Here is a 21,856-nt window from a genome sequence, read left to right on the forward strand (position 1 = left end):
GAAATTGTAATCAGTGGGGCTTATTCGTCCTATACTGAATAGTAGTCATCATCAATTGGCTGTTTGCAGATAGCAAAAGCGGGATAAAAATAACGAGGAGGTGTATTGTATGGAACGTTTACCAGTTGTGATTTGTCCTAAATGTCACAATTCTGCTGAGATTCTTCATGTATTAACGGCTCAATCGAATCAAAATGTAATTTATACGTGCCAAGTTTGCCATTATGTAATTCGAAATATTGAAACGAATAAAGGATAGGAAGTTATAATTTTTATTTTTGTCCCATACAATGAGAATACGAAAAGTCTGTCTAATTGAAAGGACGTGACTATGTGGCCGGTGAACATACATTTTATAATGTTTCAGAGAGACATTTAAATTTTGATATGGTCTTTAGCCGTATTTGTAGTTTCATTGAAAAGGATCCACGAAATTTATATCGCTTATCCATTGGGACAGACTCACAAGCACATCAAAAGGATACGAGGTTTATTACGGCAATTCATATTCATCGCGTTGGAAAAGGTGCCTGGGGGTGTTTACACCATAAATCAGTGAAAGATAAGCCAGCAACTTTACGTGAGAAAATATATTTAGAAACGCAGTTTAGCCAAGAGATCGCATGCCTATTTACTCCAAAACATATACAAACAATATGGGATTTATTGCATCCATATGCTCAAGATGGGGCTGGATTTATAATGGAAATTCACTTGGATATCGGAAATGATGGTTTAACAAAAGAATTTATTCTAGATATGACAGCGAAAATTCAAGCGATGGGATTAACTGCAAAAATTAAGCCAGATGCTTATGCAGCGTTTAGTTATGCAAATCGATATACGAAATAAAGAACAATTTTTATATATCCTTCACTAAAAACTGAATATTACATCTATTAAATAGGCTGGAAATTTTATATAATAAGAGTAACGATGCGAGTATAAGGAGAGGGGTATATGAAAAGGGAAGTTGTTTTAACAGAAGAAGAAGAGAGTTTGTTACTAGATATTTTATTTCAGCAAAATTATGCGAGTGAAATTTTAGCTGTGGAACTTACAGATATTGAGAATGGTTTAAAACGGACAGATGTGACGCAATATAAAAAAATCACAAGATTATTTTACAGATTAAAAAATAAGGGGTATTAAGCGCTACCGGAATGGTAGTCTTTTTTTTGTGTTGTATGCTAAAATAGCTGTGTAATTTTGTTTTTATTGAAATAAAGTAAGGACAAAATAATAATATGAAAACGCTATCATAAAATGTGAATAGAGTCGGTGATTAAAAGTAGGAAAAAGGGAAGATGGGGGATGTAACATGATTAGTATTCCAAAAGACGAGTTTCAACAAATTTTTGTGAAAGATTTAATGATTTCATCAGAAAAAGTAGCACATGTCCAAATGGGGAATGGTTTAGAGCATGCTTTACTCGTTCTTGTGAAATCTGGATATTCGGCGATACCTGTTTTGGACCCGATGTATAAATTGCATGGGTTAATTAGTACTGCTATGATTTTAGACGGTATGTTAGGGCTAGAACGCATTGAGTTTGAAAGACTTGACGAAATGAAAGTAGAACAGGTGATGAAGGAAGACATTCCGGTTCTTAAGTTAGAAGATTCGTTTGCGAAAGCTTTAGAAATGACAATTGATCATCCTTTTATTTGCGCTGTTAATGAAGAGGGATATTTTGAGGGGATTTTAACACGCCGAGCTATTTTAAAATTGTTGAATAAAAAAGTAAGGCAACATAATCGATAATGTGAGAAAAGTGACTTCATAGAAGCGGAGAAGTCACTTTTTTTCGTGCATATCAGTTGTGTATGTATTATATTTAAAAAGATAAAAAATATAAGAGTATGAAGTTAAATTAAGGATGAAAAGCTTATTGAGATAAGGTGTATGGAAGCTAAGGAAAGAGGGAGAAAGTTGCAAATTGATGATTTTCAAATGATGGTTGTGTTAGCTCAGGAATCAAATATGAGAAAAGCGGCGGAACGTTTATTTGTTTCACAACCTGCGCTTAGTCAACGATTACAATCTATGGAGAAACAATGGGGAATGAAGTTTTTTATTCGCTCACAAAAAGGATTGACAATTACACCTGAAGGGGAAAAAGTCGCAAATTATGCAAAAGAAATGCTACAAAAGGAAGAGGATATTAAAAGTGAGCTAGCTGTTTTTAGAACAGAAACTCACGGAACGTTAAAAATAGCTGTTGCATCAGTTATTGGTCAATATTGGCTTCCTCCTGTTTTGAAGAAGTTTGTACATAAATACCCTTCTGTGAAAATATCGCTGTTTACTGGCTGGAGCAGTGAAGTGCAAAAGCAATTTTATGAAGGAGACGTTCATGTCGCTATATTGAGAGGAACACAAGAATATAAAGGTCAGAAGCAACAATTATTTGAAGATGAACTTTATTTAGTGGATAAAGAAATAAAAGATATTTCGATGTTAAAAGAAACAAATAGACCGTTTATTCAATTTAAAAGTGATTCGACTTATTATGGACAAATACAAAATTGGTGGTATGGTTTATTTTCTAATCCGCCTAAGAGAACAATTGTCGTTGATCAAATTGAGACTTGTAAACAACTCGTTTTAAATGGTATAGGTTATGCTCTTTTACCTTCTACTGTTTTAAAAGAAGTACAGGAAAATATGTATAAAACACCTGTTCAATTAACGAGAGAAACATGGTTATTGACGAGTGAATCCGCCAGACAATTAAAGCAAGTACGGGCATTTTTAGAAATTATAGAAGAAATTCAAATGGAAAAATAGGATTATTATCTTGCTACTCGCTCTATCGTTTGGTAGAGTAACATTATAAATGGATTTAGGAGGCAACAAGAATGAAAATGATGGACGCTAACGAAATTATTTCGTTTATTCAAAAAAGTGAAAAGAAAACTCCTGTAAAGGTATACATAAAAGGGGATTTAAAAGAAGTAACATTCCCTGAAACAGTACAAGCATTTGTAAATAAAAAGTCTGGTGTATTATTTGGAGAATGGTCTGATATTAAGACAATTCTTGATGAAAATAGCAAGCACATTGTTGATTACGTTGTTGAAAATGACCGTCGTAATTCTGCGATTCCAATGCTTGATTTAAAAGGTATTAAAGCTCGTATTGAGCCAGGCGCGATTATTCGTGACCACGTTGAAATCGGCGACAACGCTGTTATTATGATGAATGCAACAATTAATATCGGTGCTGTAATTGGTGAAGGTACTATGATTGACATGAACGCGGTACTTGGTGGACGTGCAACAGTTGGTAAGAACTGTCACGTAGGTGCGGGTGCAGTACTTGCAGGTGTTATTGAGCCGCCTTCAGCAAAACCAGTTATCGTTGAAGATGATGTTGTAATTGGTGCTAACGTAGTTGTGTTAGAGGGCGTTACAGTAGGTAAAGGTGCAGTTGTAGCAGCAGGCGCTGTTGTAACAGAAGATGTGCCTCCATATACAGTTGTTGCGGGTACTCCAGCACGTGTAATTAAAGAGATTGATGAGAAGACAAAAGCAAAAACTGAAATTAAACAAGAGCTTCGTCAATTAAACCCAGAGAAATAAAAACAAAAAAGCGTAAGAGCATAATTGGCTCTTACGCTTTTTATAGATAGAGGTGCAAAAATGGCAGTAAGCAAATTCGTTCAAATTCGTAGAGACTTACACAAAATACCGGAAATTGGATTTAAAGAGTGGAAAACACAACAGTATATTTTAGATTACATAGGAACGCTTTCGAATGAATATGTGGAAGTGAAAGTATGGAAAACGGGTGTCATTGTTAAAGTAAATGGAAAAAATCCAGAAAAAATTATCGGTTATCGCGCAGATATAGACGGTTTACCAATTACCGAAGAAACTGGATATGAGTTTGCTTCTATTCATGAAGGAATGATGCATGCATGTGGGCACGATTTGCATACAACAATCGGTTTAGGCCTTCTAACAGCAGCTGTAACAGAAAGAATAGATGATGACCTTGTGTTTCTATTCCAACCAGCTGAAGAAGGTCCAGGAGGGGCTCTTCCTATGTTAGAGAGTGAAGAGTTAAAAGAATGGAAGCCGAATATAATTCTTGGGCTTCATATTGCACCTGAATACGCTGTAGGAACAATTGCAACAAAAGAGGGGCTATTATTTGCGAATACATCAGAGTTATATGTTGATTTAAAAGGGAAAGGTGGACATGCAGCCTACCCGCATACTGCAAATGATATGATTGTTGCAGCAAGTCACCTTGTTACACAACTTCAATCCGTTATTAGTCGTAATGTGAATCCTCTTGATAGTGCAGTAATTACAATCGGAAAAATAACAGGTGGTACAGTTCAAAATATCATAGCAGAAAAGTCTCGGTTAGAAGGAACAATCCGAACGTTATCAGTGGAATCAATGAGTCGTGTTAAAAGTAGAATTGAGGCAATTGTTGCAGGTATAGAAGCTTCCTTTCAATGTGAAGCAGCCATTGACTACGGGGCGATGTACCATCAAGTACATAACCATGAAGCATTAACGAGAGAGTTTATGCAGTTTGTAAGTGAACAAACTGATATGAATGTAATTACATGTACTGAGGCAATGACAGGGGAAGATTTTGGTTATATGCTTCAAGAGATTCCTGGATTTATGTTTTGGCTTGGGGTAAATTCAGAATATGGTTTACACCACGCAAAATTAAAACCAGATGAAGAGGCTATTGAGAAAGCTATCGCATTTTTAGATCAATATGTGAAGTGGAAAGGAACTAGAAAGTAAACTTGCTCGTCAAATTTGCAAAAAATTTAAAGTGGGTACTTGTTAGTTCCAAGACGAAAACATCTTTCATATTTGTTTTGGATAGACATCGGTATACAAATGGATAAAGTAATGAGCAGTGGTTTTGAGCCGCTGCTCATTATTCATTATCGCTTATTGGGAAGATGATTAGTAACTAGCTTATATATGTTTACATTTCGTGTAGAAAGTGTGTAAAATCAATGTGAAACATAGAAAAAAGGGTGGGGAATTACGTGCAAATTAGCAGTGCAATGTTGTGTTTCGTCTTATATGCGTATGTTATTATTGCGGCGGTGTATTTTGGGATAAGTTTTTATGCCTACCGTTTAGTGGAGAATCATGAATATGATGAAACATATAAATGGGTGAAGAGATATTTATCACCTGTATTAGAAATTATGAATGGGTTTGTGCTCTTTTTATTTATTGGATTAATTGCTTTCTCAACGAGTTTAGTAGGGAATAAAACGACATTATTTGTACTAGGTATCATTATTTTTATGTTGTTAGGAATACGGATTGGTAACACGGTGTTTTGGAATGAAAGAAAAGTAGATGGTTGGACTGGAATGCTAATCCCGTGTATGTTAGCGGCTATCGTGACAAACATAGAGCATGAGTATTATCAATTACATTTTTGGCTTATTATCGTTTTAACAATTCTTTCAGTTTTGTATATAAGTACGGTAGTACTAACATACATTGCACATGAAAAAGGTGATGTTAAAGGAACTCTCTTCTTTAGAGGACGAGCATTATTTTGGAGTGTGCCAACGATGGCAGTTATAGGAATTATTGCGATATTAGTAAATGGATATCAATTTACTAATTGGCAACTGTTTTTAGAAAATTGGTGGATTTTCATCATTTCGTTTATCGCTTTTTTAGGTGCAACACATTATTTATTCCATCAACATCATTATATGTTGGCATTGCTATTCGCATTTACACAACTATTATTTGCTTTCTTCGGACAAGAAACGTTATTATTCGTTTTTGAAACATTTAGTTCATTTGGAAATATATTTGTATTTGGTATGTTAATTTTCAGTATCGCATTTTATTTACAACAGTATTTTTATATGCAAAAACAAAAATAAGAATGATATACAGGTTTTTGTAGCAAATCTAAAGTATGTTACAATAAAAATACATAGTATTCGATGTTATTGGAGGAATTCCTGTGGGTGAAAAAGAGAAAGAATTTGCTGTCATTGGGCTTGGACGTTTTGGTGGAAGTATTTGCCGGGAACTCGCTCAATTAGGTATGGAAGTAATGGCAATTGATTCAGATGAGGATAAAATTAATGAGTTTGCAAATATCGCTTCGCATGCTGTAATTGCAGATTCGACAGATGAGATGGTATTAAAAAGTCTTGGTATTCGTAATTTTGATCATGTAGTCGTTGCGATTGGAGACAATTTAAATTCAAGTATTTTAACAACATTAATTCTGAAAGAGTTAGGTGTAAAAAATATTACTGTAAAAGCTCAAAATGATTACCATGAAAAAGTGTTAAGTAAAATAGGGGCAGATCACATTGTGCACCCTGAGCGTGATATGGGAAAAAGGATTGCTAATAATATTGCATCAAGTAATGTATTAGACTACCTTGAGCTTTCAGATGAGCATAGTATTGTAGAGATTATTGCGAATAAAAAAATTGATGGTCATTCTTTAATCGAATTAGATATTCGTGCGAAGTTTGGATTGAATATTGTAGCGATTAAACGTGGTAAAGAAGTTATTGTATCTCCTCGAGCTACGGAAAATATTCAAGCGGGAGATATATTAATTGTAATTGGTCATGACGATGAAGTAGATCGTTTCAAACACTTTTTAAGATAAGAGAAAAGGACAATACCATGAAGGTATTGTCCTTTTTCTTATATTTCCATAATGATTGGTAAAATCATTGGGCGACGTTTCGTTTTCTCATAAAGGAATGGTGCTAATGTGTCTGTAATTTCATTTTTAATTTCAGACCATTGTGTTGTTTTACGCTCCATTACTTTTTCTAAATGAGTTGTAATTAATGTTTGAGCATCATTAATTAAATCACTACTTTCGCGCATATACACGAAACCACGTGAGATAATATCAGGTCCTGCTGCAACTTTAAACTCTTTCATATCGATGCTTACAACTACAATAACAAGACCTTCTTCAGAAAGAATACGACGATCGCGTAATACGATATTACCGATATCTCCAATACCATTTCCGTCAATATAGACAGATCCAGATGGTATTTTACCAGCTACGCTTGCTTCATCAGAACGAAGAGCAAGAACATCTCCATTATCCATGATGAAACAGTTTTCTTCTGGAATACCACAATCGTTTGCTAACTTCATATGCATACGTTGCATGCGATATTCACCATGAATTGGCATGAAATACTTCGGTTTAATTAGACGAAGCATTAGTTTTTGTTCTTCTTGTCCACCATGTCCACTTGTATGAATGTTTGACAGTTTTCCGTGGATTACATCAGCACCAGCACGATACAACATGTTAATTGTACGGCTTACACTAATTGTATTACCAGGGATTGGAGAAGAAGAGAAAACAACTGTGTCGCCAGGAATGATTTGAATTTGACGATGAGTACCATTAGCAATACGTGAAAGTGCTGCCATTGGTTCCCCTTGACTACCTGTACATAAAATAACAACTTTATTAGCCGGTAGGCGGTTTAGTTGAGATGTATCTATGAATGTATCTTTCGGACAGCGAATATAACCGAGGTTTTGTCCGATTTCAATTGCTGCTTCCATACTGCGACCGAACACAGCAACTTTACGATTGTTTTCAACAGCCGCTTCAACAACTTGTTGTAGACGATGGATATTTGATGCAAAGGTTGCGAAGATAATACGACCTTCTACTTTGCGGAAAATATCTTGAATACTATCGCCAACACGGCGCTCAGACATTGTAAAGTTTGGAACTTCACTATTTGTACTGTCAGATAAGAGACAAAGTACACCGTCTTTTCCGATTTCAGCCATTTTTGTTAAGTCCGCTGGTTCACCGACTGGTGTGAAATCAAATTTGAAATCTCCAGTATGAACAACTTGTCCTTGAGGTGTTTTCACAACAACTCCGTATGAATCTGGGATACTGTGAGTTGTACGGAAGAAGGAAACAGATGTCTTTTTAAATTTAATAACATCATCTTCTTGAATTTCATAAAGTTTTGCTTTACGAAGTAATCCGTGCTCTTCTAATTTGTTTTTGATTAGCGCAATTGCTAATTTCCCACCATAAATCGGGATGTTTACTTGACGTAATAAGTAAGGAATTCCACCGATATGATCTTCGTGACCATGTGTAATGAATAATCCTTTAATTTTATCTTCGTTTCGCACAAAATAAGTGTAATCTGGTATTACATAATCGATTCCGAGGAGTTCGTCTTCTGGAAATTTAATTCCAGCATCAATAATAATAATTTCATCTTGAAATTGAACAGCATATGTATTTTTACCGATTTCACCAAGTCCACCTAAAGCAAAAACGGCAGCCTGATCATTCTTTAGAAATTTCATATGACTATACGATTTCCGCTAATGTTAAATCAGCGTTTTCTTTTTCATATTCAAGATGAGCACCAGTAACAGACTGAACGAACTCGATATTATATGCGAACTTATTTAATTTCTTACGAACATCCTTTTCAGACGTAGCCTCTAAATATAAAACTTTTGTATTTTCACGTACTGGAACCTCAGTCATTTTGTCTTGATAAAATACTTTAAAAATCATTTGGAAAACCTCTCCTTGTCTATGTTTTGCATTATCTGTTACTTATTATAAAGCAAACAGTCACGATTTTCATGTTTTTTCGAATGAGAATGAAGAAAAAGCCCGAAATGGGCACAATTTAAGCGATTGTCTTTTTACGGACTAGATCTTTTAAATAACGCTTGAGCTTTTTCTTCAGCTTCTTCAGCATGATTACTCCTTCCTTTCCTTATTTTAAACATGCATATTACTAGTGAAAACTCCGTCTCTGATATAAGAAAGAAGACAAAAGTGAATGTTGAATCTTGTCCTTTCTCATACAGGGAAAGTTATTCTATAGTAACGATTAGTAGCCGTTAGTTATAGGTATAGTATGAGAAAGAATAGAAAAGAAAATTCATACGAACAAGTATCCACATTTTTTACTAATATATATATGCAGGTTTCATAAATAAGGTCAGAAAGTGAACGCTTTCTTCACAGATGTTTAATATGTTATACTTTTTTTTAGAATTTGAAAAGCGATAATCAAAATAGGAATATAGAGTAACAGAAAGGATTTTGACAAATGAATGATAAAATTGTCTTTTTTGATATTGATGGAACATTATTAGATCATGATAAGAAGATTCCGCAATCTACACGAGATGCAGTAAGACATTTACAAGAAAAAGGTGTGCATGTAGCAATTGCGACAGGACGTGCGCCATTTATGTTTGAAGATATTCGTGAGGAACTCAATATACACAATTATGTTAGCTTTAATGGACAGTACGTTGTATTTGAAGATGAGGTAATATTTAATAACCCGTTACATCCAGCTGCCTTACATAAGTTTACTCAGTTTGCAAAACAAGAAGGATATCCGCTTGTATACCTTGATCATCAAGAAATGAGAGCATCAGTGGAATATCATGATTATGTGAAAGAAGGTTTTGGAAGCTTAAATTTTGAGCATCCGGCATATGAACCTGATTTCTATGAGAAACGTAATATTTATCAAACACTTCTTTTCTGTGAAGTGAATGAAGAGGAAAAGTTTATTAATCAGTATCCAGACTTTCATTTTATTCGCTGGCATGCATATTCAATGGATATTATTCCAAATGGTGGTTCGAAGGCAAAAGGAATTGAGAAATTCATTGAAAAATTAGGATTTAACCGTGAACAAGTGTATGCATTTGGAGATGGCTTAAATGATTTAGAAATGATTGAAGCAGTTGGGACAGGTATTGTGATGGGGAACGGTCATGAAGACTTGAAAAAGCTTGCAAATCATGTGACAAAGGATGTTAGTGAAGACGGCATATATCATGGCTTAAAATGGGCTGGATTGCTATAAGTGAATATGGAACCCATTTCATAAAAAAAGGCGGAAGATTCACTCCCGCCTTTTTTATTATCGCTCTAGAGGTTTTGAATCGTCAGGAGCAGCAAATGGATTTTCTTTATTAATGTGGTCATAGAACATAACACCATTTAAATGGTCAATCTCATGCTGAAATACGATTGCTGGTAAACCTTTTAAACGTAATTTTACTTCTTCACCGCTAATAGATGTTGCTTTCACTGTAATTCTTGTGTAACGAGGGACATAACCAGGTACTTCACGGTCTACTGATAGACAGCCTTCCCCGCTTTGTAAAAATGTACGTTCAACAGAATGACTAATGAGTTTTGGGTTGAATAATGCATGACTATATAACGTACCGTCCGTATCTGTTACGTGAACTGCAATCATTTTCTTTGAAATACCGATTTGCGGAGCAGCTAATCCGATTCCAGGGCGTAAACTATATTTTTCAGCCATTTCAGGATCTTGGCTATTGATTACAAATTCAATCATTTCTTTAAGGGCAGTTGTATCTTCTTCGCTCGCCGGCATTGATACCTCTTCTGCAACGTTTCGCAAAATAGGATCTCCTTCGCGAATGACATCTTTCATTGTAAGCATATGTAATCTCTCCTTTCTTCTTTAGTCTACCAAAGGAGATGAAAAAAGTCATCGACAAGTAGGGAAGCACTTTGGAAAGCGTTTTACTATAGAATATTTATGTATGTAATAAAAAAACAGACGGCAAAGCCGTCTGTTTTTTTCCATAGTTGTTTCATTTTACATTAGCGAATGCAAGCAGCACCAACGATAATTAAAAGAATAAACAACACAACGATTAAGGCGAAGCCGCGTCCAGACCCACCACAAGAATCGCCATAACCGTAGGAAGGATATGAACAAGTTGGATAGCAATATGAGTATCCGTACATGAGATGACCTCCTTTATCATTTCCCGCTAATATTGCGGTTACTATAATGTATGGAGGGAAGAGTAGAAATGTATGGGTAATTACCTATAAAAGGAAGAAGAGTTTGTATATTTTTGTTAAGAAGAGAGAAAAACTAAAAAGAATTAAATCGTTTACATATTATTCTAAGAGAAAAAACAAGTTAAAAAGGGAATAATATAACAGCAGGTTAATGCTTACTAATACAGATGTGAAAAATAAAAACACGTTTGTGTAGAAGAAACCTGCAGATTATTTATAAAAAAACGTATTCAAAGTAATTGACATCGTAATTAGAATAGTTGTAAACTAAAAAACGTGATCAAGATTGTATTAATATGTTTCTGAAAAAACATTAGTACAGATTGTTAGGTACACAAAATTATTCTCAACCGACAGATAAATTTGTTGGTTTACATTGTTGCGTTTTCAGTCTAGCTAATAGATAGTGAAAGCGTTTCAGAATATGGTTCAAGAGAGGAAGAGGTGAACGGAATGGGTACTAAAACAAAAAAGACCCTATTTAATGTTGATGAGCAAATGAAAGCTATCGCGGCTCAATTTGAAACATTACAAATTTTAAATGAAAAAGGCGAAGTTGTGAATGAAGCAGCTATGCCTGAATTATCAGATGATCAATTAAAAGAATTAATGCGCCGTATGGTGTATACTCGCGTACTAGATCAACGTTCTATTTCTTTAAACCGTCAAGGACGTTTAGGTTTCTACGCACCAACAGCTGGACAAGAGGCTTCTCAATTAGCAAGTCATTTCGCACTTGAAGCAGAAGATTTCATCTTACCAGGATATCGTGATGTGCCACAATTAGTATGGCACGGTTTACCATTATACCAAGCATTCTTATTCTCTCGTGGACATTTCATGGGTAACCAAATGCCTGAGAATGTAAATGCACTTGCTCCACAAATCATTATCGGTGCGCAAATCATCCAAACTGCTGGTGTTGCGTTAGGTATGAAACTACGTGGTAAAAAATCTGTTGCAATTACTTACACTGGTGACGGTGGTGCTTCACAAGGTGACTTCTACGAAGGTATGAACTTTGCAGGTGCTTTCAAAGCTCCAGCAATCTTCGTTGTACAAAACAACCGTTATGCAATCTCTACTCCAGTAGAAAAGCAATCTGCAGCTAAAACTGTAGCACAAAAAGCAGTAGCAGCAGGTATTTACGGAATTCAAGTAGACGGTATGGATCCATTAGCTGTATACGCAGCAACTGCTTTCGCTCGTGAGCGTGCAGTAAATGGCGAAGGCCCTACTTTAATCGAGACTTTAACATTCCGTTACGGTCCACATACAATGGCTGGTGATGACCCAACTCGTTACCGTACAAAAGATATCGAGAACGAATGGGAACAAAAAGATCCAATCGTACGCTTCCGTGCATTCTTAGAAAACAAAGGCCTATGGTCTCAAGAAGTTGAAGAGAAAGTAATCGAAGAAGCAAAAGAAGATATCAAACAAGCAATTGCTAAGGCTGACCAAGCTCCAAAACAAAAAGTTACTGATTTAATGGAAATCATGTACGAAAAAATGCCTTACAACTTAGCTGAACAATATGAAATTTACAAAGAAAAGGAGTCGAAGTAAGCCATGGCTCAAATGACAATGATTCAAGCAATCACTGATGCTTTACGCGTTGAAATGAAAAATGACCCTAACGTACTTGTGTTTGGTGAAGACGTTGGTGTAAACGGCGGTGTATTCCGTGCTACTGAAGGTTTACAAGCTGAATTCGGTGAAGATCGTGTAATGGATACTCCACTTGCAGAGTCTGGTATTGGTGGACTTGCAGTTGGACTTGCACTTGAAGGATTCCGTCCAGTTCCAGAAATCCAATTCTTCGGTTTCATTTATGAAGTAATGGATTCAGTTTCTGGTCAATTAGCTCGTATGCGTTACCGTTCTGGTGGACGTTGGACTGCTCCAGTAACAATTCGTTCTCCATTCGGTGGTGGCGTTCATACTCCTGAACTACATGCTGATAGCTTAGAAGGATTAGTGGCTCAACAACCTGGTCTAAAAGTTGTTATTCCATCTACTCCATACGATGCAAAAGGTCTTTTAATCTCTGCGATTCGTGACAACGATCCAGTTATCTACTTAGAGCATATGAAATTGTACCGTTCATTCCGTCAAGATGTACCAGAAGGCGAATACACAATTGATTTAGGCAAAGCTGATATCAAACGTGAAGGTACAGATGTATCTGTTATCGCTTACGGTGCTATGGTTCACGCTGCATTAAAAGCTGCTGAAGAACTTGAAAAAGAAGGTATCTCTTTAGAGGTTGTTGACTTACGTACAGTTCAACCATTAGATATCGAAACAATCATTGCTTCTGTTGAAAAAACAGGCCGCGTAGTTGTAGTTCAAGAAGCGCAAAAACAAGCTGGTATTGCAGCTAACGTTGTAGCGGAAATTAACGACCGTGCAATCTTAAACTTAGAAGCTCCAGTTGTACGTGTTGCAGCTGCTGATACAGTATTCCCATTCTCTCAAGCTGAGAGCGTATGGTTACCAAACCATAAAGATATTGTTGAAGCTGTTAACAAAGTAATGAACTTCTAATTTTTAGCTTTTCATGTGCAAAAGAAATCAGCACATGCTGGTTTCTTTTGTACATATTCCATAATAATGAAATGAATCAGGGGGCTGAATTCCGTGGCATTTGAATTTAAACTACCAGATATCGGTGAAGGTATCCACGAAGGTGAAATCGTAAAATGGTTTATTAAACCAGGCGATGAAGTAAACGAAGACGATGTACTTCTTGAAGTACAAAATGATAAAGCAGTAGTAGAAATCCCTTCTCCTGTTAAAGGTAAAGTACTTGAAGTACTTGTAGAAGAAGGAACAGTTGCAATTGTAGGAGATACATTAATTAAATTTGATGCTCCTGGATACGAAAACCTTAAATTTAAAGGTGACGATCATGACGAAGCTCCAAAAGCTGAAGAAGCAGCAGTAGAAGCTCCAGCAGCGGAAGCTACTCCAGCAGCAACTGCAGAAGTAGTAAATGAGCGCGTAATCGCTATGCCATCTGTTCGTAAATATGCTCGTGAAAACGGCGTAGACATTCATAAAGTAGCTGGTTCTGGTAAGAACGGCCGTATCGTTAAAGCTGACATCGATGCATTTGCAAATGGTGGACAAGCAGTAGCAGCAACTGAGGCTCCAGCAGCAGTAGAAGCTACTCCAGCAGCAGCGAAAGAAGAAGCAGCACCAAAAGCACAACCAATCCCAGCTGGTGAATATCCAGAAACTCGTGAGAAAATGAGTGGTATCCGTAAAGCGATTGCAAAAGCAATGGTTAACTCTAAGCACACAGCTCCTCACGTAACATTAATGGATGAAGTTGATGTAACTGAGCTTGTTGCTCACCGTAAGAAGTTCAAAGCTGTTGCAGCTGACAAAGGTATTAAATTAACTTACCTTCCATACGTTGTTAAAGCTTTAACATCTGCATTACGTGAATTCCCAATGTTGAATACTGCTTTAGACGATGCTTCTCAAGAAATCGTTCATAAACATTACTTCAACATCGGTATCGCAGCTGATACAGACAAAGGTCTATTAGTACCAGTTGTTAAAGATACAGATCGTAAATCAATCTTCACTATTTCTAACGAGATCAATGATCTTGCTGGTAAAGCACGTGAAGGTCGTTTAGCTCCGGCTGAAATGAAAGGTGCTTCTTGCACAATTACAAACATTGGTTCTGCAGGTGGACAATGGTTCACTCCAGTTATCAACCACCCAGAAGTAGCAATCCTTGGTATCGGCCGTATCGCTGAGAAGCCAGTTGTGAAAAACGGTGAAATCGTTGCAGCTCCAGTATTAGCTTTATCTCTAAGCTTTGACCATCGTTTAATTGACGGCGCAACTGCTCAAAAAGCATTAAACCAAATTAAACGTCTATTGAATGACCCACAATTATTAGTAATGGAGGCGTAATAACAATGGTAGTAGGAGATTTCCCAATTGAATTAGATACAGTCGTTGTTGGTGCAGGTCCTGGTGGATACGTTGCGGCAATTCGTGCAGCACAATTAGGTCAAAAGGTAGCAATCATTGAAAAAGCTAACCTTGGTGGCGTATGCTTAAACGTTGGATGTATTCCTTCAAAAGCGTTAATCAATGCAGGTCATCGTTATGAGAATGCAATGCATTCTGATGACATGGGTATCACTGCAGAGAACGTAAAAGTTGACTTTACAAAAGTTCAAGAATGGAAAAACGGCGTAGTTAAGAAATTAACTGGCGGTGTTGAAGGCCTTCTTAAAGGTAACAAAGTTGAAATCATTCGTGGTGAAGCTTACTTCGTAGATGCTAACACATTACGCGTAATGACTGAAGATGCAGCTCAAACGTATACGTTTAAAAATGCTGTTCTTGCAACTGGTTCTACACCAATCGAAATTCCAGGATTCAAATACTCTAAACGTGTTATCAACTCTACAGGCGCTTTAAGCTTACCTGAAATTCCTAAAAAACTTGTTGTAATCGGCGGCGGTTACATCGGTATGGAATTAGGAACTGCATATGCTAACTTCGGTACAGAAGTTACTGTAGTAGAAGCTGGCGACGAAATCTTAGCTGGTTTCGAAAAAGCTATGAGCTCTGTTGTTAAACGTGCTCTTCAAAAGAAAGGTAACGTTAATATCCATACAAAAGCTATGGCTAAAGGCGTTGAAGAAACAGAAACTGGCGTAAAAGTTAGCTTTGAAGTTAAAGGTGAAATCCAAACTGTAGAAGCAGATTACGTATTAGTAACTGTAGGTCGTCGTCCAAACACTCAAGAAATCGGTCTTGAGCAAGTTGGAGTTAAAATGACTGACCGCGGCATCATCGAAATCGATGAGCAATGTCGTACAAACGTATCAAACATCTATGCAATCGGTGATATCGTTCCTGGACCACCATTAGCTCACAAAGCTTCTTACGAAGGTAAAGTAGCTGTTGAAGCAATTAGTGGCCATGCATCAGCAATCGATTACATCGGAATTCCTGCAGTATGCTTCACTGATCCAGAATTAGCATCTGTTGGTTACACTAAGAAACAAGCAGAAGAAGCAGGAATGACAGTAGCTGTATCTAAGTTCCCATTCGCTGCTAACGGTCGTGCGTTATCATTAAACAGCACTGACGGTTTCCTACAACTTGTAACACGTAAAGAAGACGGTCTTCTTGTAGGTGCTCAAGTTGCAGGTGCAGGCGCTTCTGATATTATCTCTGAGATTGGTTTAGCTATCGAAGCAGGAATGACTGCAGAAGATATCGCTCAAACAATCCACGCTCACCCAACATTAGGTGAGATCACAATGGAAGCAGCTGAAGTTGCTCTTGGAATGCCAATTCACATTGTAAAATAATTATAAAAAAACGTCTTCTAAATTTAGAAGACGTTTTTTTTTATGCGTTATATGCATAGAAAAACAAGAGGTGAATTTTGTTGATTCACCTCTTGTTTTTATTCTTTATTTTCAAATTGATACATTTCTTTATTTGTACTAGTGTCATTATAAAGGAATAACACGATATCAGCATTTAGTTTTTCGAGTTCTTGTTTTACATTTTTGCTTGCCGCAAATCGTGGATCAATAAATGTTGTTTGTTCAAACTCTTGTGCAAATAAAGGATAAGTTGCATCTGCATAAGAATCTTTAATAATGGCAGCATGTAGTTTGGTTTTTGCATCTGGATTTATGATATTTATCTGTGCATAGTCTGTTTGATAAACGGAACTATAGTCTGGTGAAAGCTTATTTTTGTCCACTGCAAAGAATTCCTTCATCGGCATTTTCATCGATTCTTCTGATTTTGGACCGAGATATACAGTGTAATTATCCCACATATTTGGGTTTTGCTTTAATTGTACATATGGGATTGTTTCAGGTGTTTCTATTAAATTATACAGTTGTTTATTCCAACTACCGATAAATTGTCCATTCGGTTTTTCTATAGTTATTTTATAATCATCTCGATTAACAGCATTACCTTTAAATGTTTTAGATTCATTAGCAATGTGCTTCATTGTTTGCTCGTATGCATAAAATGCACCTTTCATATTCCAATGGTGATCAGTTTTAAAGTATAGCTCTTCTAATTGTTCATGAGTAAATTCTTTTTGAAAAGCAGGAAGAACATCAATAACAGGGAAATTTATTTTCTGTAACTCTTGTACAAAATAATCTCGATGCTTTTGATCGTACCCACGATCTACATATGGCGGGTATTTATACGAAAATGCCGTTAGTTTACTTGGAGCTAACAAGAAATAAAATTCTGTTTTTGGAAATTGAGTTTGTAAGTTTTCTAATTCGTTAACAGATTGTTTAATTTGATTACGCATATCTATTTTGGTAGGTGCAGATAAAATAAACCCGTCATCTGCAACATAATTGTTATTTACGAAAGTTCGATTGAATTTCATTTGTAACTTTGTGTATGTTTCAATAAATCTGTCTCGTGCTGCAATGTGATCTGTAAAGTGTAATTCAGTATCTTTGAAATATTTTCCGGATTTTATAGTATCAATAGTTAGGACTGGATTCAAAGCTAATTCTCTATTTTCAAAATCAGAAAAACTTTTTTTGTCCCAATATATTATTTTTCCGGTCCATATACACATGCCAAAAATAATCGTGAGAAATCCTGTAATTAATATACGATTAGTGAAATTTTTCATAGTTAGCCCTCCTTTAGAAGCGGAAGTAAATAAATGGATTGTAAGTTGCATTCGTTAAATACATCATAGTTATGATTAAGACACTCAAGTAATAAAGTGGAGATAAAATGACTACCTTTTTATTTGCTAATTGATTCTTGATCCAAGAGAAAATTGGAGCTGATGTAATAATAGCAAGTATAAAGATTCCCCAATAATTCATCACATAGAAATAACTCGTAATGTCAGTCAACGATCCATTTAATCCGAACATTGCTTGTAAAAATTTAGAACAGTAGCTAAAATTATCAGCGCGGAAGAACACCCAACCAATAATCACTAAAAACATAACGTATACGTGTTGAATCGGCCACCATAATTTTTGTAATAATTTCTCGAAACCAGCCTTTTCTAAAGCAATTAAACATCCGTAATAAATACCCCAAATCATAAATGTCCAACTAGCTCCATGCCAAAATCCGGTTAATGCCCATACAATGAAGAGATTACGATAGATTTTCCAAGTGGATACGCGATTCCCACCTAATGGAATATACACATAATCACGGAACCAAGAACCAAGTGAAATGTGCCAACGACGCCAAAATTCAGAGATGGACTTGGAGATATATGGGTAATTGAAATTTTCTAAGAAATCAAATCCAAACATTTTTCCTAATCCAATTGCCATATCACTGTAACCTGAAAAATCGAAATAAATTTGTAATGTGTAAGCGATCGCACCAATCCAAGCGGTAGATACGCTCATTGTTGCTGGATCCATCGCAAATATTTCATCGGCAATAGCTCCTAATTGATTCGCAATTAAAACCTTCTTTCCTAATCCAATGATAAAACGACGAATTCCTTCTGAAAACTTATCAGCAGTAACTGTTCTAACATGTAATTGATAAGCGATTGTATTATATCGAACAATTGGTCCTGCTACTAATTGTGGGAAAATAGTAAAGTATAGTGCGAGATCAAATAGATTTCGCTGAGCTTCTACTTTTTTCTTATAAATGTCAATAATATAACTCATTGCATGGAAAGTGAAAAATGAAATCCCAATTGGTAATGGGATTTTTTCTAGTACAATGTTTGTATGGAAAATTCCATTTATATTATCTACTAAGAAATTAGCGTATTTAAAATATCCGAGTATAGCAGTATTGACAACGATTGCTATAGTTAGAATAACTTTTCTATTTGCACTAGACAGTCGGTCTTTATTAAGCCATATTCCAAACCAATAGTTTATGAAAATAGAAAAAAGCATTAGGAAGACATATATTGGTTCTCCCCAAGCATAAAATAATAAACTAAATAATAGAAGAACTATGTTTTGCAATTCTTTCCGTACTGAGTAGTACACGAAAAGAATTGCAGGTAAAAAAAGGCATAAGAAAAACAAATTGCTAAATACCATGTATCATTAATTCCTTTCTATCTTTTCTCTTTAAGGAGTATACCATGCGATAAATGAATAATCTATCTTATAGGAGATAGAAGAGAATTTATTGTTAAAAATGAGTGAGATTCGTATTTGAATAGTTGGAGAATTTATAAAAGAAAAAATCCAACGATTAATTAGGTAGATTTTAGGAAAGTCTACTTTCAAAATGTTAAGAGGGAAGAGCTGAAGCATATAATAGGAAGAAGAAGGAGGTAACGCTATGAAAATTACGCTAGCTTCATTTTTTCATCTAGTTTTATGGAGTGGATTTTCAGCAGTGTTATTACTGTCAAGTCGTGATAAACTTCATTATAAAATTTTTCTTTTTCTTATATTTTTGTACTTAGCGTACGTAATAGCGTATGTCATACTAAGTGCAAGGAGAAAAGCGATGCTTCTTACTTGCACAAATAGTATGATCTTTCTAATCATTTATTTTTGTTTTTAAATTAACGTTTATAGAAATACATTGTTCTTCCATTAAATAGTTGTAATTCTCCTTCTAATTTCTTCGCTAGAAAACGGCAAAATTCATTTGCTTTTCCTTTATCACCGAATGTTGCATTAGGTGGTAAAGAAATCTGAATAAAAGATTGTTCCTTTTCTATACCAACACCAACATAAATGGAGTCATATCGATCGTGAGTAGATTGTAGTTTTAATGTTGTTGCTGATGTATCTAAAATTTCGTAAGGGAAAGCGGTATTCGTATAAGCGTAATTAATTTGAACACCAGTTTTGGAAGTAACTGTTTTATAGTACTGAAAAAGTTGTTTTATATCATCTGTTGAAACAGCTTGTTGATTGGATTTAGGTACAAGCGTAATAAAGGCATGTTGCATATAAGTTCCTCCTAACTTAGTAGAATACTATTATCTTACATCCTACTGAATTTTTTGACAATTAAAAGGAGTATTCCTTTTTTTGTTTAATATACTTAATGAAAGGTGATGTAGAAAGGTGGAAAACGATGTTTGAAAAATTGTATGATGAGCATGAAAGTGTGAAGGTACGATTTTTGGGGTTTATGACACATGATACTCGTTATGATTTTGGTGTTATTTATACAAATATGTTTTTTGGAAAGCCGCTCATTGTTTGCATGCAAACAGGAAGGTCTACTTTACTTGGAAGAGATGATGTAGAGAATGTGCAACATATACAGGAAGTTTTTAAATTAGGATCAGAAGAAGAAGCAGTAGAGCTAGCTCAGTTTTTTAAATTTTTAGTCCCATCTACTTCTTTGCATGCGGAGTATGAAGAATAATTAATGTAAAACAGTCGTACGTATAAATATGGCTGTTTTTTTGTTTTAATATCGCATACTAATTTAAATTAAAAATATTTAATGTGTTATACTAAAAACCTATTGACGTAAAAAGTATAACATATTAAAATAAAGACAGAAAGTTAAGCGGTTACAAAAGTTTTTGGGATTATAAACTTAGGGGGAAATGAAAAATGGGAACGATCGTATGTCAAGATTGTGAAGGTACAATTGCACACTTCGAGGATGAAAAAGTAACGGTACTTTACGGGAAATGTGGATCTTGCGGATGTGATCACACAGAGCATACAAAAGCCCAATAATTGATAGGAAATGGACAGCTAAAAGTTTTTAGGACCATAAACTTAGGGGGAAATGAAAAATGGGAACAATCGTATGCCAAGTATGTGAAGGAACAATCGGACATTTTGAAGATGAAAAAACGACAGTGCTTTACGGAAAATGTGGTACAAATTGTGACTGTGCTAATAGAGACAAGGCGAAAGCTTAATTATAAATAAGTAGATTAGTATTAAAACTCAGGGGGAAATGAAAAATGGGAACAATCGTATGCCAAGTATGTGAAGGAACAATTGGACATTTTGAAGATGAAAAATCAACAGTACTATACGGAAAATGTGGATCTCATTGCGAATGTGACCATAAAGAACATACAAAAGCTTAAATAAGAAGAAGCGCCTACATATATATGTAGGCGCTTTTTTAATAAATTGTAGTCGTATGGCCAACTGTTGCAACGATTGCATCATCTCTAATCGGAATAAATCCTATCGATGTCTGTGGAGTGCTAGGAGAGGCGTAGTGGCTCATCAGACGGCTATCAATACGGGTAATCGTATCGGTCAAGAAAGCTGAAATAAAAGCGTAAGGGACTCGTCGTTCATTTAATGAGTATATAATTTCCTCTTTTGTTTTTACACCTACGCCATGTCCGTAAAAAAAGAAATTTCCTAGATAGATTGTATTTTCTCCTTGCCACTCGATCGTAGCTGGATTCACTTGTGGATTTTTAAAATAAACGAGATCACCTGGAACAAGATCGCCACCCGTTTTTGTTATGAGCTTTAAATCTTGATCGTAGTCCCATGTATAAAGTAAAAGGTTTGCAAAGAGACGGTTGAAAGTTTCTTCCTCATATAATGTTAGTAAAGCTTTGTAAAAAATAATGATCATTGCGGTGGCGCATTCAGTTCCATATAGTTTTCCGTTTTTGAAAATATCTTGAATGGCAATGGAAGGGGGTATGTTTGGTAGGAGCTCAAATCCTCCAAGTGACGTTCTTTTCCAATACTGGGGGTTGCAAAAGGATTGTTGAAATGTGCGAAACTGAAATCCACTTTGAAAAAGTTCTAATGCAGAAGTAATAATGTTCACTCGCAAATTTAGATCAAAGCTGAGTTCATCAGATGTTCGGAAGGAATAAATTTCTTGATTTCCTGCCATTATCGATAAAATTTGTTGTTTCTCAGCTGCAAATGGCTCATATTCATTTGTGATATAAGGATGTACAATAGAACGGCCTATTACAATCATAATCGTATCCCCACCTATACGTTACATTACTTAATATCGTATGAGAAAAGGGAAAAA

Annotated in this window: 26 protein-coding genes and 1 pseudogene; 19 read left to right on the plus strand and 8 right to left on the minus strand. The window is 35.6% G+C overall.

Annotated features, from left to right (window positions below; genetic code table 11):
* Nucleotides 1–109: 109 nt before the first annotated feature.
* The 9 genes from KVT31_RS03550 to KVT31_RS03590 all read left to right on the plus strand — a co-directional run bounded on the left by KVT31_RS03550 (nt 110) and on the right by KVT31_RS03590 (nt 6,646).
* The gene (locus KVT31_RS03550) at nt 110–259 is read left to right on the plus strand and encodes a hypothetical protein (RefSeq protein ID WP_088097573.1); all 150 of its coding nucleotides are present in this window, start codon (nt 110–112) and stop codon (nt 257–259) included.
* 74 nt (nt 260–333) lie between these two features.
* Nucleotides 334–852 carry a ribonuclease H-like YkuK family protein gene (locus KVT31_RS03555; RefSeq protein WP_000896653.1) on the plus strand — a complete coding sequence of 173 codons (519 nt, stop codon included), beginning with the start codon at nt 334–336 and terminating at the stop codon, nt 850–852.
* 108 nt (nt 853–960) lie between these two features.
* Nucleotides 961–1,152, plus strand: coding sequence for an antirepressor AbbA (gene abbA, locus KVT31_RS03560; protein WP_000818083.1), 192 nt, complete (start codon nt 961–963; stop codon nt 1,150–1,152).
* A 169-nt stretch (nt 1,153–1,321) separates the two neighbouring features.
* Nucleotides 1,322–1,765 carry a cyclic-di-AMP-binding protein CbpB gene (gene cbpB / locus KVT31_RS03565; RefSeq protein ID WP_016086509.1) on the plus strand — a complete coding sequence of 148 codons (444 nt, stop codon included), beginning with the start codon at nt 1,322–1,324 and terminating at the stop codon, nt 1,763–1,765.
* Between the two features lie 141 nt (nt 1,766–1,906).
* Nucleotides 1,907–2,791, plus strand: coding sequence for a transcriptional regulator CcpC (locus KVT31_RS03570; protein WP_061678286.1), 885 nt, complete (start codon nt 1,907–1,909; stop codon nt 2,789–2,791).
* A 71-nt stretch (nt 2,792–2,862) separates the two neighbouring features.
* Complete coding sequence (gene dapD, locus KVT31_RS03575; protein WP_061678285.1) at nt 2,863–3,585, plus strand: 2,3,4,5-tetrahydropyridine-2,6-dicarboxylate N-acetyltransferase; 723 nt, start codon at nt 2,863–2,865, stop codon at nt 3,583–3,585.
* A 60-nt stretch (nt 3,586–3,645) separates the two neighbouring features.
* Nucleotides 3,646–4,776 carry an N-acetyldiaminopimelate deacetylase gene (locus KVT31_RS03580; RefSeq protein WP_088097572.1) on the plus strand — a complete coding sequence of 377 codons (1,131 nt, stop codon included), beginning with the start codon at nt 3,646–3,648 and terminating at the stop codon, nt 4,774–4,776.
* A 254-nt stretch (nt 4,777–5,030) separates the two neighbouring features.
* Nucleotides 5,031–5,897: a cytochrome C oxidase assembly protein gene (locus KVT31_RS03585; RefSeq protein WP_088097571.1), complete on the plus strand. Its 867-nt coding sequence runs from the start codon at nt 5,031–5,033 to the stop codon at nt 5,895–5,897.
* Between the two features lie 83 nt (nt 5,898–5,980).
* Nucleotides 5,981–6,646 carry a potassium channel family protein gene (locus KVT31_RS03590; protein ID WP_000504032.1) on the plus strand — a complete coding sequence of 222 codons (666 nt, stop codon included), beginning with the start codon at nt 5,981–5,983 and terminating at the stop codon, nt 6,644–6,646.
* Nucleotides 6,647–6,684: 38 nt separating this feature from the next.
* Here KVT31_RS03590 and rnjA read toward each other — a convergent pair whose 3' ends face one another.
* Together rnjA and KVT31_RS03600 are read right to left on the minus strand one after the other, a co-directional pair.
* Nucleotides 6,685–8,352: a ribonuclease J1 gene (gene rnjA / locus KVT31_RS03595; protein ID WP_000670372.1), complete on the minus strand. Its 1,668-nt coding sequence runs from the start codon at nt 8,350–8,352 to the stop codon at nt 6,685–6,687.
* Nucleotides 8,353–8,356: 4 nt separating this feature from the next.
* On the minus strand, nt 8,357–8,569 hold the full coding sequence (locus KVT31_RS03600; protein ID WP_000576434.1) for a DNA-dependent RNA polymerase subunit epsilon: 213 nt from the start codon (nt 8,567–8,569) through the stop codon (nt 8,357–8,359).
* Between the two features lie 547 nt (nt 8,570–9,116).
* On the opposite strand from KVT31_RS03600, the gene KVT31_RS03605 reads away from it, so the two are divergent.
* A complete protein-coding gene (locus KVT31_RS03605) occupies nt 9,117–9,890 on the plus strand; it encodes a Cof-type HAD-IIB family hydrolase (protein WP_000998282.1) in 774 nt (257 codons plus the stop codon).
* A 57-nt stretch (nt 9,891–9,947) separates the two neighbouring features.
* Here the strand turns inward: KVT31_RS03605 and def are convergent, their stop codons facing one another.
* Both def and KVT31_RS30970 read right to left on the minus strand, forming a co-directional pair.
* Entirely contained in the window at nt 9,948–10,502 is a 555-nt protein-coding gene (gene def / locus KVT31_RS03610) for a peptide deformylase (protein ID WP_088097570.1), read from the minus strand.
* 164 nt (nt 10,503–10,666) lie between these two features.
* A pseudogene (locus tag KVT31_RS30970) lies at nt 10,667–10,747 on the minus strand (YjcZ family sporulation protein); the annotation flags it as partial.
* Nucleotides 10,748–11,326: 579 nt separating this feature from the next.
* Between KVT31_RS30970 and pdhA the strand changes: the two are divergent.
* The 4 genes from pdhA to lpdA all read left to right on the plus strand — a co-directional run bounded on the left by pdhA (nt 11,327) and on the right by lpdA (nt 16,227).
* Nucleotides 11,327–12,442, plus strand: a complete 1,116-nt coding sequence (pdhA, locus tag KVT31_RS03620) for a pyruvate dehydrogenase E1 component subunit alpha (protein ID WP_000536893.1) — start codon at nt 11,327–11,329, stop codon at nt 12,440–12,442.
* Between the two features lie 3 nt (nt 12,443–12,445).
* A complete protein-coding gene (gene pdhB, locus KVT31_RS03625) occupies nt 12,446–13,423 on the plus strand; it encodes a pyruvate dehydrogenase complex E1 component subunit beta (RefSeq protein WP_088097569.1) in 978 nt (325 codons plus the stop codon).
* 93 nt (nt 13,424–13,516) lie between these two features.
* Nucleotides 13,517–14,809: a pyruvate dehydrogenase complex dihydrolipoyllysine-residue acetyltransferase gene (pdhC, locus tag KVT31_RS03630; protein ID WP_063260465.1), complete on the plus strand. Its 1,293-nt coding sequence runs from the start codon at nt 13,517–13,519 to the stop codon at nt 14,807–14,809.
* Nucleotides 14,810–14,814: 5 nt separating this feature from the next.
* On the plus strand, nt 14,815–16,227 hold the full coding sequence (gene lpdA / locus KVT31_RS03635; RefSeq protein ID WP_000260106.1) for a dihydrolipoyl dehydrogenase: 1,413 nt from the start codon (nt 14,815–14,817) through the stop codon (nt 16,225–16,227).
* 98 nt (nt 16,228–16,325) lie between these two features.
* Here lpdA and KVT31_RS03640 read toward each other — a convergent pair whose 3' ends face one another.
* Complete coding sequence (locus KVT31_RS03640) at nt 16,326–17,543, minus strand: DHHW family protein (protein ID WP_088097568.1); 1,218 nt, start codon at nt 17,541–17,543, stop codon at nt 16,326–16,328.
* A 13-nt stretch (nt 17,544–17,556) separates the two neighbouring features.
* Nucleotides 17,557–18,951 carry an MBOAT family O-acyltransferase gene (locus KVT31_RS03645; RefSeq protein WP_088097567.1) on the minus strand — a complete coding sequence of 465 codons (1,395 nt, stop codon included), beginning with the start codon at nt 18,949–18,951 and terminating at the stop codon, nt 17,557–17,559.
* Between the two features lie 247 nt (nt 18,952–19,198).
* Here KVT31_RS03645 and KVT31_RS03650 point away from each other — a divergent pair, with 247 nt between their 5' ends.
* Entirely contained in the window at nt 19,199–19,426 is a 228-nt protein-coding gene (locus KVT31_RS03650; protein ID WP_000705129.1) for a hypothetical protein, read from the plus strand.
* Nucleotide 19,427: 1 nt separating this feature from the next.
* On the opposite strand, the gene KVT31_RS03655 is transcribed toward KVT31_RS03650, so the two are convergent.
* A complete protein-coding gene (locus tag KVT31_RS03655; protein WP_061678276.1) occupies nt 19,428–19,820 on the minus strand; it encodes a DUF1885 family protein in 393 nt (130 codons plus the stop codon).
* A gap of 128 nt (nt 19,821–19,948) precedes the next feature.
* On the opposite strand from KVT31_RS03655, the gene KVT31_RS03660 reads away from it, so the two are divergent.
* The 4 genes from KVT31_RS03660 (at nt 19,949) to KVT31_RS03675 (ending at nt 20,930) form a co-directional block, all read left to right on the plus strand.
* Entirely contained in the window at nt 19,949–20,245 is a 297-nt protein-coding gene (locus KVT31_RS03660) for a DUF3055 domain-containing protein (RefSeq protein WP_088098183.1), read from the plus strand.
* Between the two features lie 194 nt (nt 20,246–20,439).
* Nucleotides 20,440–20,568 carry a GapA-binding peptide SR1P gene (locus KVT31_RS03665; protein WP_000536778.1) on the plus strand — a complete coding sequence of 43 codons (129 nt, stop codon included), beginning with the start codon at nt 20,440–20,442 and terminating at the stop codon, nt 20,566–20,568.
* A 59-nt stretch (nt 20,569–20,627) separates the two neighbouring features.
* On the plus strand, nt 20,628–20,756 hold the full coding sequence (locus KVT31_RS03670) for a GapA-binding peptide SR1P (RefSeq protein WP_000536801.1): 129 nt from the start codon (nt 20,628–20,630) through the stop codon (nt 20,754–20,756).
* Between the two features lie 45 nt (nt 20,757–20,801).
* The gene (locus KVT31_RS03675) at nt 20,802–20,930 is read left to right on the plus strand and encodes a GapA-binding peptide SR1P (RefSeq protein ID WP_000536796.1); all 129 of its coding nucleotides are present in this window, start codon (nt 20,802–20,804) and stop codon (nt 20,928–20,930) included.
* Nucleotides 20,931–20,968: 38 nt separating this feature from the next.
* On the opposite strand, the gene KVT31_RS03680 is transcribed toward KVT31_RS03675, so the two are convergent.
* A complete protein-coding gene (locus KVT31_RS03680) occupies nt 20,969–21,799 on the minus strand; it encodes a protein-glutamine gamma-glutamyltransferase (protein WP_088097566.1) in 831 nt (276 codons plus the stop codon).
* Nucleotides 21,800–21,856: the final 57 nt, after the last annotated feature.

It is taken from the genome of Bacillus sp. GbtcB14 (assembly GCF_019091205.1).
GTDB lineage: Bacteria > Bacillota > Bacilli > Bacillales > Bacillaceae_G > Bacillus_A > Bacillus_A cereus_AG.